We start from the raw sequence: 15,985 nt of genomic DNA on the forward strand, positions 1-15,985 counted from the left end.
GGCGGTCCAGGCCATGCCGGTTCCGGCCAGGGCGCTCCCGGATCCGGCCAGCCACCACATGGCGGCCCGGGGCAGCCATCGCAGGGTGGCCAGGGGTACTCGCAGCCGGCCCAGCCGCAGGGTGGAGGCCAGCCGCATGGCGGGCCTGGTCAGCCGTCGCAGGGTGGTCAGGGCCAACCACAGGGTGGGTCGGGTCAGCCGCAGGGCAGCCAGGGCCAGCCGCAGGGTGGGTCGGGTCAGCCGCAACAGGGCGGGGCCGGGCAGCGGCAGGCGGGGCAGGCGCCTTGGTCGCGGTCGCAGCAGCATGGGCCGCCGTTTGCGCAGCAGCCGCCTTCGCAGGGGCAGCCGTATCCGCCGCACCTTCAGTCGCCGCAGTCTCAGTCGCAGGGGTATCCGCAGCCGAGCCGGACCGGCCAGCAACGGCACCCGGGTCAAGCCGCACCCGGTCAAGGCGCACCGGGTCAGGGCGCACCGGGTCAGGGCGCACCAGGCCAGGGTGCGGCCGGTCAGGGCGGTCCGGGCCAGGGCCAGCCCGCTCATCCGAACCAGGGGCCTGCCGCAGGGCAGTCTCCCGGCACCAGCCGTGGCCAGGCGCCGAAGCAGGGCGCTGGGCAGTCGCAGGGGAGCGGGCAGCCGGGGACCCAGGGCCAGCCTTCGGCGGCTGAGCAGGGGAAGTCCGCGACTGCGGGGCAGGGCGCCTCGCCGAGTCGGCCGTTGGCGGGCAGTCAGCCGAACCAGCCCGGTCAATCCGGCCAGCAGAGCCAGTCCGGCCAACAGAACCAGCAAAACCAGCCTGGCCAGCAAGGTCACCAGAACCAGTCGGGCCAGCAAAACCAGCAAAACCAGCAGAGCCAGCAAAACCGGCCAAACCAGCGAGCCCAAGCCGTAGCCGGAGCGGAGGATCCCACGCGGCCGCCCGGTGACCTGGCGCCGGTGATTCTGCCGCAGTCGCAGCAGCCGGTGGCGCCTGTGGATCCGTCGGCGCCGATGCCGACCAGTGTGCTTGCCAGTCCGGCGCCCGCGACGCAGAGCATCATGCCGCCCGCGCCGCGGGTTGCGCCCGGGAGCGGGGAGCCGTTGCCGAATCCCGGGACCGACAGCGTTTTGCCGCAGCAGGACAGTGAGGGGCACGGCACCGGGTCGCGCAGTGTCGGCACCGGGACGGGTACCGGGACCGGCAGTGGCACCGGCGGCACCGGGTCGTTCCCCGGCACGTCGCGGCGCACGGGTACCCGCGGCTCCCGCCGGTCGCGGCGCGGGCGGCTCGGCGCGGGGCTCATCGACGTCCCGCCCGTGCCCTACCGCGACCCGTCGACGGCGGTCCTCGCGAATCCCGTCGTCTCCGAGGAGAAGCGGTACTGCAGCAACTGCAGCGCGAAAGTCGGCCGGGCCAAGGGCTCCACGCCCGCTTCGCCCGAGGGCACCTGCGAGAAGTGCGGCACCGCGTTCTCCTTCCTGCCGAAGCTCCAGCCCAACGAGCTGGTCGGCGGCCAGTACGAGGTGCTCGGCGCGCTCGCGTACGGCGGGCTCGGCTGGATCTACCTGGCACAGGACCACAACGTCAGCGATCGCTGGGTCGTCCTCAAGGGCCTGATCGACACCGGTGACGCCACGGCCATGGCCGCCGCCGCCAACGAGATGCGGTTCCTCGCCGAGGTCGAGCACCCGAACATCGTCAAGATCCACAACTTCGTGCAGCACCCGGACGCGCAGACCGGCAACTCCGTCGGCTACATCGTGATGGAGTACGTCGGCGGCCAGTCGCTGCGGCAGCTCGCCCTGCAGCACCACCGCGAGAGCAAACGACCGGAGCCGCTGCCGATCGGCCAGGTCATCGCGTACGGCCTGGAGATCCTGCCCGCGCTCGGCTACCTGCACGGCCAGGGCCTGCTCTACTGCGACCTCAAGCCCGACAACGTGATCCAGACCCACGAGCAGCTCAAGCTGATCGACCTCGGCGCCGTCCGGCGGGTCGACGACTACGAGAGCCCGCTGTTCTTCACCACCGGCTACAGCGCGCCGGAGCTGGCGAAGCAGGGCGCGTCGATCTCCTCGGACCTCTACACCGTCGGCCGCACGCTCGCGGTGCTGAGCTTCGAATTCTCCGGCTACACCACGAAGTACAAGTCGACGATCCCCGGCCCCGACGTGGTGCCGCTGTTCGCCTTGTTCGGCTCGTACTACCGGTTCCTCAAGCGCGCGACGCACGCGGACCCGGACCGCCGGTTCATCGCGGCCGAGGACATGGCCGACCAGCTGACCGGGGTGCTGCGCGAGATCATGGCGCTCGGCACGAACAAGCCGCGGCCGGCGGCGTCGACGGTGTTCGGGCCGGAGAGCCGGACGTTCGGCGTGCACCTGGTGGTGCCGGAGCAGGGCGCGAGCGTGCCACTGCCGGACGCCGCCGAGGTGGTCGCCGGCCTGCCGATCCCGCAGGTCGACACCGACGACCCGGCCGCGGGCGTGCTCGCCACGACCACCGCGCTCGACCCGCGCGAGGCCATCGAGGCCCTCGCCACCGCGCCACGCGAGTCCATCGAGGTGCGGCTGCGGATCGTGCGCGCGCGGATCGAGCTGGGCGAGTTCGTGGAGGCGCAACGGCAGCTGCAGGCCGCGCAGTACCTGGCCATCCGCCACGGCTTCCCGCACGACTGGCGCATCGACTGGTACCGCGGCCTGATCGAGCTGGCCGGCGGCCGGCCGCGCGTCGCGCACGTGGCGTTCGATTCCGTCTACGACGACCTGCCCGGCGAGATCGCGCCGAAGCTGGCGCTCGCCGTCAGCGCGGAGGGCGTGGGCGACTACTTCGGCGCCGCGCGGTTCTACGAGCTGGTGTGGCGCACCGACCGGACGTACGTGAGCGCCGCGTTCGGCCTCGCCCGCGTCTACCTGGCGCAGGGTGCGCGCCAGAGCGCGGTGGAGGTGCTGGAAGCGGTGCCTTCGACGTCCACGCACTACGTCGACGCGCAGGTCGCGGCCATCAAGATCAAGTCCCGCGCCCAGGGCAACGGCAGCGAGCAGGGTCGGGTGTCCGAGAGCGACCTGGTGGACGCGTCGGGCCGGCTGGAGCGGCTGAGCCTCGACGCGGAACGGCGCACGCGCCTGACCGCGGAGGTGCTCGAAGCCGCGTACGAGTGGCTTCGCGCGCCGGGCCAGCCGACGCCGTCGGGATCGTCGAAGGTGCTGGGCTACGAGCTGGAGGAGCGTGACGTGCGCTTCGGCCTGGAGAGCTGCTACCGCACGCTCGCCCGCCTGGCCGGGACGACGGCGGACCGCGTCGAGCTGGTGGACCGCGCGAACGCGATCCGGCCGCGAACCCTGACCTGACCAACCGGCTCGTGAGTGTTCGTGACGGTTAGCACCGGCCGGAACACTCACGAGCGGTTCAGGGGTTGATCTCCCAGTCCCGGCCTTCGCGGACGCGCTTGGCCTTTTCCTGCGCGTCCGCCAGCTTCTTCAACGCCGCAGGGTCACCGTGAGTAGTGAAGTGCTCGAAGCCCACGGCGACGAACAGGGCGCGCGCGGAGACGGCGATGGGTCCGTCCGGCGCGTCGAGGTGGCCGTCGGCGCTGGCGTAGATCTTCCGGCCCGCCGTGCCGTCCAGCCGCGCCTCGATGTACAGCGTCGAGCCGACCGGCACCGGACGGCGGAAGTCCGTCTCCAGCTTGCCGGTGACGGCCGGGCGGCGGAGCAGGTTGCCCACCGTGGAGCCGAGCGCCTCGTCGAACGCGCAGGCCAGCAGCCCGCCGTGGGCGAGCCCGGGGGCGCCCTGGTGGGCGGCCGTGACGGTGAACTCCGAGTACACCGTCTGCGCTTCGCCGATCCGGGACCGCAGGTGGAGGCCCGCTTCGAACTCGTCGCCGCAGCCGAAGCACTCGTCGAAATGGATGCCGAGCTCGGTGCCGGGAGTGGGCGCCTTCGGGTGGACGGCGGGCGGCTCGACGTCCACCGGCGGCCACGGTCCTGAAACACGACTCATGCGCCTGACGTTAACCCGCGGCAGGCCGGCCCGGTCACGCGGCCTGACCTGCGAAGCCGCTTTTCTGCGGCGCACAGTAGTCGGAAAATTCCGGACGGTAGAAAGTTCCCGGCTCACTCTGCCGATTAATCCCACCCGGGCAAGACTGGGTGGATGAGCTCCACCGGAACTAATGGGACGTGTACGAGGAGGTCGTCGCGGGCATGAGTGAGGCAAGGGCGGAAAAACCACCCGTCGACGAGAGAACTGTCCGACGAGCAGTGCTCGCGTCCGCGATGGGTAACGCGACCGAGTGGTACGACTACGGCGTCTTCACCTCCGGTGCCATCGCGACCGCGATCGGCACCGTGTTCTTCCCCGGCGAGGGCAACGCGGTGCTCAAATCGCTCGCGCTGGTCGCGGTCGGGTTCATCGTCCGGCCGTTCGGCGGGGCCTTCTTCGGCCCGCTCGGAGACAAGCTGGGCCGGCAGAAGGTCCTGGCGATCACCATCCTGCTGATGTCGGGCTGCACCTTCCTGGTCGGCTGCCTGCCGACGTACGCGGGCGGGTACAGCATCGGCATCGGCGCGCCGATCGCCATCCTGTTGCTGAGGCTGATCCAGGGCTTCTCGACTGGTGGTGAGTACGGCGGCGCGGCCACCTTCATCGCCGAGTACGCGCCGACCAAGCGCCGGGGCTTCTTCGGCAGCTTCCTGGAGCTGGGCACGCTGGCCGGCTACGTGCTGGGCAACATCGTGGTGCTGGCGGTGACGCTGTCGCTGTCCTCGGACCAGGTCGAGTCCTGGGGCTGGCGGATCCCGTTCTTCGTCGCGCTGCCGCTGGGCATGGTCGGGCTCTACCTGCGGTCGAAGCTCGAGGACACGCCGGAGTTCCGTCGTCTGGAGGCGTCCGGGAACAAGCCGGCGAAGGCCCCGCTGAAGGAGATCTTCACCCGCAACTGGCGGATGGTGATGAACCTGATCGGCATCGTGCTGCTGCTGAACATCGCGGACTACATGCTGCTGACCACGATGCCGACGTACTTCACGGACACGTTGAAGATCAACGACAACACCTCGACGTTCATCATCATCGGCGTGGAAGTCGTGCAGATGGCGATCATCCTGCCGCTGGGCGCGCTGTCCGACCGGATCGGGCGAAAACCGTTGCTGCTCACGGCCGCCATCGGGTTCATCGTGCTGAGCTGGCCGTCGATCAAGCTGATGCAGTCGGGCAGCATCCTGTGGCTGGTGATCGGCTTCCTGATCGTCGCGGTGCTGCTGGTGCTGATGCTCGCGGTGATCGGCTCGACGTTCCCGGCGATGTTCCCGACGCGGGTGCGTTACGGCTCGTTCGCCATCGGCTACAACATCTCGACGTCGCTGTTCGGCGGCACCTGCGGTGTGGTGGTGACGGCGTTGATCCAGAGCACGGGCAACAAGGATTGGCCGGCGTACTACCTGATAGCCGCCGCGCTGATCGCGATCATCCCGATCCTCAAGATCCCGGAGACCTCACAGGTCCCGATCGAGGACATCGACACGGCGGACAGCGGCGGCAAGCTGGCCGGCGCCTCTCGTTGATTCCTTTTTCCGGCAACGGAACTGCCCCCGTCCACAATGGACGGGGGCAGTTTCGTTGGACGCTTGCGCCGCGGCGGTCAGCGGGCCTCGGCGACCTCGGCCCGAGGAGTGAAGCGCTTACGGGACCAAGCGGCCAGTCCACCAGCGATCACAAGGGCGACTACGGTTTCGAGCATCAGTGCGGCGAACACCATTGGTGCTTCCTCCTCAGGTTCTCGGGCCGGCGGCGACCGCCGGCTGAGCTAGGGGTCTCGGGAGTCTGTCTGACTCCTCACCCGGTACATCGCCACCAGGCGCCCGGATATTTCGGGGGAAAGCCACTCGATCCAGGTGACGTCCGACACGTTGTTTCCGGCAGGTAACGGGAGCCCGGCCGGGAGGTTTTCGCCAGGTCAGCGAGAGATCGTCAGCGGCCGGCGGTGGGGCGCGAGTCGGTCGGCGTGATGCCCGTGTCCGACGGCAGTGAAGCGGCCGGCGGGCTCGGCGCGCCGACGGGTGAACGCGGGGCCCGGCCCGGCGTGGTCGCCGGCTGCGGCCGGTGCGGGCCGGTGGCGGTTTGGCTCCGTGGCGGCGAAATCGGGCCGGACGACTGGGCCGGGGGCAGCACACCGGGCGTCGGCAGGGGAGACGGGGCGGGGGCGACGGTGGACAGTCCCGGCCGGGCGGGCTCCACCGGGGCCGGGGCGCCGGCGCGGTGGCCGACCGCGAAACCGGCCACCACCAGCACCGCCGCCGTCGCCGCGGAACTGCCCGCGACGGCCCAGCGCTTGCGCCGCCGCCGGACGCGGCCGCCGCGGGCGATCACGTCCGAGGCGTCGAGCCGCATCGGCGGGCCGTCCGTGACCTGCGAGAGCAGGACGCGGACCTGGTCATCGGGTTCCATCTCGTCACCTCCCTTCCGTGCGATCGAGGGCCCAGACACCGAAGTGCGGGCCGAGCCGTTGCCGCAGGGTCGCGAGGCCCCGCGAGGCCTGGCTCTTCACCGTGCCGGTGCTGCAGCCGAGCGTCGTGGCCGTCTCCTCGACGGACAGGTCCTCGAAATACCGCAGCACCAGCACGGCGCGTTGCCTCGGCGCCAGCACGGCGAGGGCCTGCCGTACCAGCATGTCGTGTTCGGTCTCGGCGTCGGCGGCCGGGACTTCGGGTGGTTCGTCGGTGAGGCGCTCCCGCTTCCAGCGGCTCCGCCGGTTCTCGGCGAGGAAGGTGCGCAGCACGACCTTGCGGGCGTAGGCGTCCAACGTGTCGTGCCGGGACAGCCGTGGCCACGCGAGGTAGAGCTTGAGCAGCGCGGCCTGCGTGATGTCCTCGGCCCGGTGCCAGTCCCCGCAGAGCAGGTAGGCGGTGGCCCGCAGGCTGTGCGCGCGCTCGCCGAAGTACCGGGCGAACTCGCCGTCCCACGGCGAGCCCGGCCCGGACGTCGGACGGGAGCGGGAATTCACCTGGCCGTTAGCCCCAGATCGCCGGCAGGTGCAGGTCGCCGGTCGGGCCGGCCGGGATCGCGGTGGGCACGCGCGCGGCCCTCGGCTTGCCCGGCGCCGCGACCGACGGGCGCTGCGCCCGGGGCGCCGTCCGGTCGGTGGGGGCCGGGAGCTGCCCGGGGGTGGGCGCGGCGGTGGGCGGTGCGGGCCGCGAGTCCGTGGGGGTCGGCGCGGTCGGCGCCGGCGCGGCCGACGCGACGCCGCCGGCGATCGCACCCCCGGCGAGCAGCAGGGCACCCAGGCTCAGAGCGAAGCGAATACGCAAGACATCTCCTCGGTCACGGGCGCCGCGTCCGTTCCGCGGCGCCTCTCTGCGTTACTAATCCGACCGGAAGTAGGCGGATACGGGCTGCAGCCGATCTGCTTGCAGGGCCTGTTTCCGCCGTGGCTGTAGTCGGATTAGTAACGAACTAACGCAGTAGTCATGCGCTCGCCCGGCCACGGGGTTGCATCGAATTTCCTTGCCTGGACGCCGGAACGCGAACGGCCGGGAAGCACGTGGCTTCCCGGCCGCCCGGTCTCCCGCATGACGTTCAGCTCGCGAGGGCCGAGAGCTTGCTCCACGACGCCCAGTCGTACGTCCAGTCGTTGTAGTCGCCGTCCTTCGACGACAGCTGCTGGGTGCTGCCGGTGATCTCCACCGGGTCGCCCGGCAGGACGCTGTCGTAGTAGATCTTCGCGTTGGCCGGCGACAGGTTCAGGCAGCCGTGCGAGATGTTCTTCTTGCCCTGCGCCCAGATCGAGCCGGCCAGGCCGTGGATGAACTCGCCGTTGTTGGAGATGCGCACGGCCCACGGCACGTTGACGTCGGTGTAGCCGTAGCGCGGGTTGCTCATCGAGTACGTCGCGTGCTTCGACATGACCACGTGCGTGCCGCTGTGGGTGACCCGGCCCGGGTCGGAGTCGAGGCCGTAGCTCACCGGGAAGTCCTGCACCTGCTGGCCGTCGCGGATCACCTGCATGCGGTGCTCCTGGGTGTTGCCCTTGACGATCTGCGAGCGGCCGATGGTGAAGCTGGACGAGATGTCCTGGCGGCCGTACGTGCCGCCGCCCATGTCGACGCCGTAGATCTTGGCGTTGACCTTCACCGTGGTGTTCGGCGCGAAGTACTCCTTCGGGCGCCAGTGCACGGAGGTGTCGCCGTTCAGCCAGGCCCAGGAGCCCTCGGTCTTCGGCGTGGTCTCGACCGACAGCGCCTTCTCCACCGACGCCTTGTCGGTGACCTTGCTCGGGAAGGTCAGCGCGATCGGCATCGCGATGCCGTACGTCTGCCCGTCGCCGACGTTCAGGCTGCCCGCCATCTGGCGCCGCGGCTTGACGGTGGTGAAGGAGCCGCTGATCGGCACCGTCTTGCCGTCACTGCCCGCCGCCTGCCCGGACCACGTGTACGTCTTGTCGTAACCGAGTTCCTCGGTGGCGCTCCAGCTCTTCTTGTCCGCCGACGCCTGGCCCTGCACCTGCTTGCCGTCGGGGTTCGTCAGCGTGACCGACGAGATCGTGCCTTCCGCGACCGTCGCCGTGATCGGGCTTCCCGGTGCCACGTCCTTCGCTCCGGCCGCGGGGGAAGTCGTGACGGACGCGGGTTTCGCCGCCGGCGGCGGTGCCTGCGTGGGCCCGCCCCCGGACGTCCCGCTCGCACTCACCGTCGGCTCGCTGCTGCACGCCCCGAGCGTCAGCGCCGCCACCAGCCCCAGCACCGCGACGCCGGCCCGGCGTCTCGTGAAGTTTCCGAAAGTCACACTTGTCCCCGTTCACCCCTTGTTGCCCCACTAACCCAGACGTACCGCGAGGCCCGAACGTTGACCGAAAGTGTGGTGACTAGGGTCACATCGGTTCCCCCGAAGTTGACACCGGGAGTGCGACCGACTCCGTGCCGTGATCGTGATCGACGGTGTCGGCCCGCTGAGCCCAGGGTAGTCGGGGGCACCGACAGCGCTGTGTAGGCGGCGATACGACGTTCCGGTGACGTGCGAGTCTGTGAACCGATCGCGTCGATCACGGGGTTCAGATTTGGCCAGATCCCGGTACTCTGCTCGCAGGCCGTCGTTTTGCGTGTTCGTGGCTTCACACTCGCGGAACTTCTGACGCGAGCCGTGGGGCCCACCAGCCTTCAGCTCGACTCGTTGGAACCGCCCGGGACGGCCTGGGGTGCCGTCTCGGCGGCATTCGAAGCGGATCTGTTACGAGGAGTACAGCGGTGGCGCAAGGCACTGTGAAGTGGTTCAACGCGGAGAAGGGCTTCGGCTTCATCGCGCAGGATGGCGGCGAAGGCGACGTGTTCGTCCACTACTCGGAGATCGAGGGGCGCGGTTTCCGCACCCTCGAAGAGAACCAGCGAGTGGAGTTCGAGGTCGGCCAGGGACAGAAGGGCCCGCAGGCCCAGAAGGTCCGCGCTATCTGAGTCAGGCCCACGCGTTTTCTCAGGCCTGAAGTGAAGGGCCTCGGCGATGGAAATCGCCGGGGCCCTTTCTCATGCGGTTCTCGGCGTGCGGATTCCGTGCGGGGACGTGCGGGGCTGAGGTTCCACCGTTCGGACGCACCTCGACGTTGCGGCCGGCGCAACGGATTTCCCTTGCGGGCAAAGAGAAAGCCCCCGGCGGACTTCGCCGGGGGCTCGGCAGGATCGCGGGGCGCCGAGGTCAGCGCCGGCCGGCGAGGGGCTCGTCGAACGTGTCGGACGGGAACTGGAACTCGTCGGTCATCGCGTCGGAGTGGCGGCGGTCCTGCGCGGACGCGGCCTGGCCCTCCCAGGAGAGGCGCTCCAGGATCCACTCCTGGGCCAGCGCCTGCGGGGAGATGTCCCGCTCGTTCGCGATGTCCTTGAGCTGCTGGCTCGCGATGAGGTTCATCCGCAGCTGGTAGACCTGCGCCTCACCGAAGCGCTTGCCCGTCCCGGTGCTGCCGGGGTCGGCGTCGGCGTCGGGGGCCAGTGCGGCGAGGTAGCTGGTGAGCTCCTTGTCCTCAGCGACTTGGTCTTCAGCCGTCTTGACGGCATTGCGGTGCCGCCCGGGGGAGACGGCCTTCAGGTTCGTACGGCTGCCGAGGCGGCCGAGGGAGGGAAGAGGCACTCCGACACGATAACGGTTGGGTCTCGGCAATCAAACCACTGTGAGCCACGACACACGCGTTTCATCGCTCGTTAAGCCTATTCGATCACCTGAACAGCCCAGAAGGTAAACGCCATTCCGTGACAGGGGGTTGACCTGCTGTGCCGTCAGTAGATCACCGGGTAGATCGGCAGACTGTCGGCGAAAGCCGCAGAAATGGAGAGACCCCCGCGCCAGGGGGAGGAACGCGGGGGTCGGAGGGGATCTCCACAGGCGCTGACCGGGGGTGTGTCAGCACCATCGATTGTTGCACGAGTTCCGGGGTTCGGCGAGTGGAACAGGGGAGAAAACCGTTGCCCGGTTCACATTCACGATCTCGTGAAACTGTTCGGCGATTGCGCTGAGTTGTGCGGAGAGTGGCGCCAGGTTCACTCTCCGGGGGGCTGTGTGTTCCGCCCGGCGCTGGTTAGCCTCGCGGCCAGTTGGTTGTGAACCGGGCGGAGGAGCCATGAGCGGGTCTGTGGAAGTTCGACAGTTCCTCCTTCGGTACGAAGGTGCCGATGGGGGTAGCACGACATTGCCCGGCGGAGTGCCGGCGCAGCGCGGGGCGTCCGACACCCAGCGCGTGTCCAACGATCAAGTGCGCCGGGCTCGGCTCGCGGTCGCCAACGGGGCGCTCGGGGTCGAGGACTGCGCCCAACTGCTGGACATGCTCGGCCTGTCCCTCGACGACGATGGCCAGGCTCCGGTCCAGCGCTGACCGCGGGGCTTTACGGCCTTCGGCCCGGCGGCGACCGGCCTGTCCGCGGTGGTTGCGGAGCGCAGGTCCGGCTCGGCGGGGTTGCGGTCGATCGGCGAGTCCGGTGCCGGTGCCGAGGCCGGTTCGGCGACGCGGGCATGGCGTGCCCGGCGGCCGGGCGATCACGGCTGGGTGGGCGTAGGCTGGCGTCGTCGCAGGTCCCGGGCCTGTTGACCGTTAAGGAACCCCCCGGCGCGCGGCTGGTTCCGGGTGCCCTATGCTGGTAATCGCTCCCGGGGGAACCTGAGAGCGCGGTCGGTCGGTCAGCCGAAACCGACCGGGCTCCCATCGTTCAGTGGCCTAGGACTCCGCCCTTTCAAGGCGGCAACGCGGGTTCGAATCCCGTTGGGAGTACGCTTCACCAGCAAGACAAGCAGTATGCAAGGCCCTGTGGCGCAGTTGGTTAGCGCGTCGCCCTGTCACGGCGAAGGTCGCGGGTTCGAGTCCCGTCAGGGTCGCAAGATCGTTCGGCTCTTGGCCGGCGTTCGCGGCCAGGTAGCTCAGTTGGTACGAGCGTCCGCCTGAAAAGCGGAAGGTCGCCGGTTCGACCCCGGCCCTGGCCACCGCTCGCAGAGAACCGCTCCGACCGTGTCGGGGCGGTTTTTTCGTGCCCGGGCACGCCGGGCGGTGCCAGTATCGGGGCCATGGAAACCGTTGCCGTTCCGCGGCCCGTGGTCAGCGCGTTGAGGCAAGCCAGCGTCACTGGGACCGCCACCGAGCTGATCGACCGGTTCCGCACCAGCGGCCGGGACGGGGTCGCGCGGCCGCCGGAGGCGTTCGGGGAGGTGCTGGCCTGGCTGTGGCAGACCGACGCCAATGCCGCCGTGATCCACATCGCCGAGTTGATGAAGCAGCTGCGCGAACGCCACCCGCTCGCGCATGCCGTGACGCCGCCGGTCGGATTCGGTGAGCTGCTCGACGGGGTGCGTGGCTGTCTGCCCGCCGGCTTCGAGCAGGCTGACCTGCTGATTTCCTACACCCGGACCTCGCTCGGGGACTTCTACGGCGGCTGACTCACTTCACGTACGCGGCCCAGGTCAGCGCGGACCAGGTTGACGCGTCGACCGGCTTCAGCGGGCCTCGGGGCATTGCCGGTTTCGTGGGACGCACGGCCTTCACCGGGTTGATCGGCATCGGCTCGTGGGGTGGCTTCGGGGGCGCGCTGTGCGAAGCCTCGGTCCACGCGACGACCGCGCCGACGTGATCGCGGAAGGTGCCCGCGCGGTACCAGCCCTTGTGCACCGAACCCGCGCTCACGACGCTGCCCGAGTGCAGCCAGGCCGTGACCCGGCCGCCGAGGTCGCGCAGGGCGTCTTCGTCGAGCCAGGCGCAGATCTGGCCACGGCGGTCGTAGATCGGTTCCATCTTCGGATGTTAGGGCGATTCGCGGCGAAAGCGGGAAAAAAGTTCGTAAAGTCGCCCTGACCGTCCACATGGGACAAGACTTGACCTCCAGCGGGCTGGAGGTTTCAGACTGGAGCCATGACAACGGGACTGGCCGAGCTGAAGCACCGCGGCGACTGGGGCATCGAAACAGTGGACGTCGACGCTTACCTGGCGCGGATCGGGCAGCCGCGGCGGGAGCCGTCGTCGGCGGCGCTCATCGCGCTGACCAGGGCACACGTCGAGGCGATCGCGTTCGAGAACGTCGACGTGGTGCTGGGACGGCATCAGGGGATCGGGCTGGACGTCGTCGCCGCGAAGCTCGTCGGACGCCGGCGCGGCGGTTACTGCTACGAGCAGGCCGGGCTGTTCGCCGCCGTCGCCGAGCGGCTGGGCTACGAGGTCCAGCGCGCGGTCGCGCGCGTGCAGCCGAGCAAGGACGGGCCGTACACCCACATGGCCCTGCTGGTCACCGTCGAGGGCACGCGGTACCTGGTCGACGTCGGCTTCGGGGCCGGGATCCTGGTGCCGATGCCGCTGGTGGACGGCGCCGTCGTCGACCAGGCCGGGTGGGCGCACCGGCTGATCGAGCGCGACGGCTGGTGGGTGCTGCAGAAGCAGGACGGCGACGGCTGGGACGACCTGCACGAGCTGGACGATCGCGTGCACAGCCGGCCGATCGACTACGAGGTCTACCACCACTACACCTCGACGCACCCGCGTTCGCCGTTCACCGGGCGGCTGGTCGTGATGCGGCTGGCCGAGGGCCGGTTCCGCCGGCTGATCGGCCGTGAGCTGACCGAAACCCGCCCGGACAGCACCGCCGAGACCCGCACCGTCGAGCCGGAGCAGCTCGGGGAAGCGCTCGAAGGCCTGGACGTCGTGCTCACCGCGGAGGAGCTGGAAGCGCTGCTCCGCGTCTACTGAAACAGCGTCTACTGAAACAGGTCGGCGGCCGCGGCGGGACGGCCCAGGTGGTAGCCCTGGGCCTGGTCGCAGTCCAGCTCACGCAGCAGCGCCAGCTCTTCGGCGGTCTCGACGCCCTCGGCGACCACGGTCAGGTCCACCGCGTGCGCCATCGCGATGATGCTCGTGACGATCGCCGCCGCGTCACGGGATTCGGCGATGCCGGTGATGAACGAGCGGTCGATCTTGAGCGTGTCCAGCGTCAGCCGGCGCAGCTGCGCGAGCGACGAGTAGCCGGTGCCGAAGTCGTCGATCGCCAGCAGGACGCCGAGCCCGCGCAGTGACGCGAGCACGGCGGCGGCCGCGGCCTCGTCCCGCATCAGCGCGCTTTCGGTGATCTCCAGGCACAACGAGCCCGCCGGCAGGCCCGTGGTCGCGAGCACGTCGCGGACCGCGGGCACCAGGCCGGGATCGTCGAGCTGGCGGACGGACAGGTTCACTTTCAGGTTCAGGTCGAGCCCGCGTTCGGCGCGCAGGCGCGCCAGCTCGCGCGCGGCACAACGCAGCACGAACTTGCCGATCACGTTGATCAGCTCGCTCTCCTCGGCGAGCGGGATGAACTCCACCGGTGAGATCTCGCCGTGTTTCGGGTGGGTCCAGCGCAGCAGCGCCTCGACCGCCACCATCTCGCCCGTGCGCAGGTCCACCACCGGCTGGTACGCGGGCCACAGCTGTCCATTGTGGACGGCTTCGCGCAGGTCCTGCTCCAGCCGCAGCCGCCGCTGCATGCGCTCGCGCAGCGTGACGTCGAACAGCTCGAACCGGCCGCCGCCGAGCGCTTTCGCCTGGTACATAGCGACATCCGCGTCGCGCAGCAGGTCCTCGGCGCTGCGCTGGTCGTCCGGGCCGACCAGCACGACGCCGATGCTCGCGTCGAGGTGCAGCTGGCGGCCGTGCACGACGATCGGCTCGGCCAGCACCGCGCGCACGTGCCCGGCCAGCGCCCGCACCTCGCCGTCTTCCGTGGCGACCTGCGTGACGACCACGAACTCGTCGCCGCCGAGACGGCCCACCACGTCCTCGGCGCCCGCGGCGTGCCGCAGCCGCTCGCCGACGATGCGCAGCACCTGGTCGCCGACGGAATGGCCGAGGGAGTCGTTGATGACCTTGAACTTGTCCAGGTCGAGGAACAGCACCGTGGACGCCTGGCAGTGGGTGCGCCGGTCCAGCCGGTCGAGCACCAGCGTCCGGTTCGCCAGGCGGGTCAACGGGTCGTGGGTCGCGTCGTGCGCGAGGCGCGCGCTGATCGAGCGGCGCTCGGTGATGTCGGTGAACGAGACCACCGCCGTCGCGCCCGCCGCGTCCACCGGGTCGAGCAGGCGGGAGGTCACCGAGATCCAGACGTCACGGCCGTCCGGGCGGCGCCAGCGCGCGACGCGGCCGTTCTGCGTGATGCCGGTGCGCCGGGTGCGCACGGACGGCAGCTCCTCGTCCGGGATCTGCGAGCCCGCCTCGTCGAAGAGCGCGAGCATGGTGCTGGGGACGCCGATCAGGTCGGCCGGGGTCAGGCCGAGGATGCGGCCGGCCGCCGGGTTGGCCGACTCGAGCCGCCCGGTCGGGCCCATCACCATCACGCCTTCGTCGAGCGCGCCGACGACCGTGCGGTAGCGCTGCTCCGCGCGGCGGCGGGCCGTCTCGTCGGCGCAGACGAGAACGTAGCCGTCATTCATCTCAGCTGCGGAAACGCGGACGGAGAGGGCCGTGCCGGTGCGGTTTCGGTGCGCCTGCTCGACCACGCCGCCCGCGCGCAGCACGGCCCCGGGGTCGAGTTCGGCGCCCACCAGCTCGGCCGCCGGCCGGCCCGCCGCCTCGGCCGCGGACCAGCCGTACACGGCCTCGGCGGCCGGGTTCCAGCTGGTCACGATGCCCGCGCCGGTGGTGGCGATGATGGCGTCACTGACGTGGGTCACGAGCGCGGCCTGCGTGCGCAGCGCGTCGGCCACGGCCCGGCGGCCGGTCACGTCGCGGAGCACGACCTGGAACGACGGCGTGCTCTCGCCGCCGGTCCGCACGGTGATCGTCTCCACGGCGAGCTTGCTGCCGTCGACGCGCTTGAGCACGGCCTCGACCGGCCCGGTCCCGGCGCCCGGCTCGGTCAGCGCCCGCGCCCCGCCGGCCAGCCGCTCGGCCGAGCCGTCGGTGAGGAAGTCGGTGAACGGGCGGCCGAAGACCTCCGCCGTCGAGCCGGCGCCGAGCAGGTCGAGCGCCGCGCGGTTCACGTAGCTGACGAACCCGCCCTCGTGCACGCAGATCGCGTCCGGGCTCAGCTCCACGAGCACGCGGTAGCGGTCGGCCAGCTCGGCCAGCTCCGACTTGCCCGGCTGCTCGTCCGGCACCGCGTACGCGACGCCCAGCAGGCCGGTGGTGCGGGAGCGCTCGCCGACGGTGCGCGCCCGCAGCCGGATCCGGCGCGGTTGTCCCGTCGCGGTCTCCAGCGACTGCTCCAGCTCGAAGTCGCGGCCGGGCAGCACGGCACGCAGGTTCGCGGTGAGTGGGCGGAGCAGGGCGAGCAGCTGTTCGCAGAGGTCTTCGCCGGGGGCGCCGGGCAGGCCGAGCACGGCGTCGAGGCCGGGCAGCCAGGTGAGGGTGGTGTCGGTGGCGTCGAAGGAGAAGATCACGCCGGTGTCGCCTTCCGAGGCCAGACCGGCCAGCCGCGCCCGCAAAGCCGTCTCCGCAGCGTCACCCGCCGGTTCGCCCGCGGTGGCGGCTTCGGCCTCCATGATGCGTCCCGGTCCCCCCGTATCGGCGTATGGCCCGTCGATTACACCACC

General features: G+C 70.5%; 14 protein-coding genes and 3 tRNA genes. 9 read left to right on the forward strand and 8 right to left on the reverse strand.

Annotated features, from left to right (window positions below):
• Positions 1–987 precede the first annotated feature (987 nt).
• Positions 988–3,327: a serine/threonine-protein kinase gene (locus tag BMY97_RS19160; RefSeq protein ID WP_245787410.1), complete on the forward strand. Its 2,340-nt coding sequence runs from the start codon at positions 988–990 to the stop codon at positions 3,325–3,327.
• A gap of 58 nt (positions 3,328–3,385) precedes the next feature.
• Here BMY97_RS19160 and BMY97_RS19165 read toward each other — a convergent pair whose 3' ends face one another.
• Positions 3,386–3,979: a PaaI family thioesterase gene (locus BMY97_RS19165; RefSeq protein ID WP_091618251.1), complete on the reverse strand. Its 594-nt coding sequence runs from the start codon at positions 3,977–3,979 to the stop codon at positions 3,386–3,388.
• A 203-nt stretch (positions 3,980–4,182) separates the two neighbouring features.
• Here BMY97_RS19165 and BMY97_RS19170 point away from each other — a divergent pair, with 203 nt between their 5' ends.
• Positions 4,183–5,541, forward strand: coding sequence for an MFS transporter (locus BMY97_RS19170; RefSeq protein ID WP_091618560.1), 1,359 nt, complete (start codon positions 4,183–4,185; stop codon positions 5,539–5,541).
• A 406-nt stretch (positions 5,542–5,947) separates the two neighbouring features.
• On the opposite strand, the gene BMY97_RS19175 is transcribed toward BMY97_RS19170, so the two are convergent.
• From BMY97_RS19175 to BMY97_RS19190, 4 genes are all read right to left on the reverse strand, one after another.
• Entirely contained in the window at positions 5,948–6,424 is a 477-nt protein-coding gene (locus tag BMY97_RS19175; protein ID WP_091618252.1) for a hypothetical protein, read from the reverse strand.
• A 4-nt stretch (positions 6,425–6,428) separates the two neighbouring features.
• On the reverse strand, positions 6,429–6,980 hold the full coding sequence (locus tag BMY97_RS19180) for a SigE family RNA polymerase sigma factor (protein ID WP_091618253.1): 552 nt from the start codon (positions 6,978–6,980) through the stop codon (positions 6,429–6,431).
• 7 nt (positions 6,981–6,987) lie between these two features.
• Complete coding sequence (locus tag BMY97_RS19185; RefSeq protein ID WP_091618254.1) at positions 6,988–7,284, reverse strand: hypothetical protein; 297 nt, start codon at positions 7,282–7,284, stop codon at positions 6,988–6,990.
• Positions 7,285–7,552: 268 nt separating this feature from the next.
• Positions 7,553–8,758, reverse strand: a complete 1,206-nt coding sequence (locus tag BMY97_RS19190) for a L,D-transpeptidase (protein WP_218156818.1) — start codon at positions 8,756–8,758, stop codon at positions 7,553–7,555.
• Positions 8,759–9,216: 458 nt separating this feature from the next.
• Here BMY97_RS19190 and BMY97_RS19195 point away from each other — a divergent pair, with 458 nt between their 5' ends.
• Entirely contained in the window at positions 9,217–9,420 is a 204-nt protein-coding gene (locus tag BMY97_RS19195; protein WP_003097368.1) for a cold-shock protein, read from the forward strand.
• Positions 9,421–9,658: 238 nt separating this feature from the next.
• On the opposite strand, the gene BMY97_RS19200 is transcribed toward BMY97_RS19195, so the two are convergent.
• The gene (locus BMY97_RS19200; protein WP_091618255.1) at positions 9,659–10,087 is read right to left on the reverse strand and encodes a hypothetical protein; all 429 of its coding nucleotides are present in this window, start codon (positions 10,085–10,087) and stop codon (positions 9,659–9,661) included.
• Between the two features lie 487 nt (positions 10,088–10,574).
• Between BMY97_RS19200 and BMY97_RS19210 the strand changes: the two genes are divergently transcribed.
• From BMY97_RS19210 to BMY97_RS19230, 5 genes are all read left to right on the forward strand, one after another.
• A complete protein-coding gene (locus tag BMY97_RS19210) occupies positions 10,575–10,826 on the forward strand; it encodes a hypothetical protein (RefSeq protein WP_091618256.1) in 252 nt (83 codons plus the stop codon).
• Between the two features lie 320 nt (positions 10,827–11,146).
• Positions 11,147–11,219, forward strand: a tRNA-Glu gene (locus tag BMY97_RS19215).
• A gap of 30 nt (positions 11,220–11,249) precedes the next feature.
• Positions 11,250–11,323: transfer RNA gene (locus tag BMY97_RS19220), tRNA-Asp, on the forward strand.
• Positions 11,324–11,354: 31 nt separating this feature from the next.
• A tRNA-Phe gene (locus tag BMY97_RS19225) sits at positions 11,355–11,428 on the forward strand.
• 81 nt (positions 11,429–11,509) lie between these two features.
• On the forward strand, positions 11,510–11,878 hold the full coding sequence (locus BMY97_RS19230) for a hypothetical protein (RefSeq protein ID WP_143086231.1): 369 nt from the start codon (positions 11,510–11,512) through the stop codon (positions 11,876–11,878).
• A gap of 1 nt (position 11,879) precedes the next feature.
• Here BMY97_RS19230 and BMY97_RS19235 read toward each other — a convergent pair whose 3' ends face one another.
• A complete protein-coding gene (locus tag BMY97_RS19235) occupies positions 11,880–12,230 on the reverse strand; it encodes a 4-fold beta flower protein (protein ID WP_091618258.1) in 351 nt (116 codons plus the stop codon).
• A gap of 117 nt (positions 12,231–12,347) precedes the next feature.
• Here BMY97_RS19235 and BMY97_RS19240 point away from each other — a divergent pair, with 117 nt between their 5' ends.
• Complete coding sequence (locus tag BMY97_RS19240; RefSeq protein WP_091618259.1) at positions 12,348–13,175, forward strand: arylamine N-acetyltransferase family protein; 828 nt, start codon at positions 12,348–12,350, stop codon at positions 13,173–13,175.
• Between the two features lie 8 nt (positions 13,176–13,183).
• On the opposite strand, the gene BMY97_RS19245 is transcribed toward BMY97_RS19240, so the two are convergent.
• Positions 13,184–15,934, reverse strand: a complete 2,751-nt coding sequence (locus tag BMY97_RS19245) for a sensor domain-containing protein (RefSeq protein ID WP_091618260.1) — start codon at positions 15,932–15,934, stop codon at positions 13,184–13,186.
• Positions 15,935–15,985: the final 51 nt, after the last annotated feature.

Origin of the sequence: Amycolatopsis saalfeldensis (genome assembly GCF_900110575.1) — a bacterium.
Lineage (GTDB): Bacteria > Actinomycetota > Actinomycetes > Mycobacteriales > Pseudonocardiaceae > Amycolatopsis > Amycolatopsis saalfeldensis.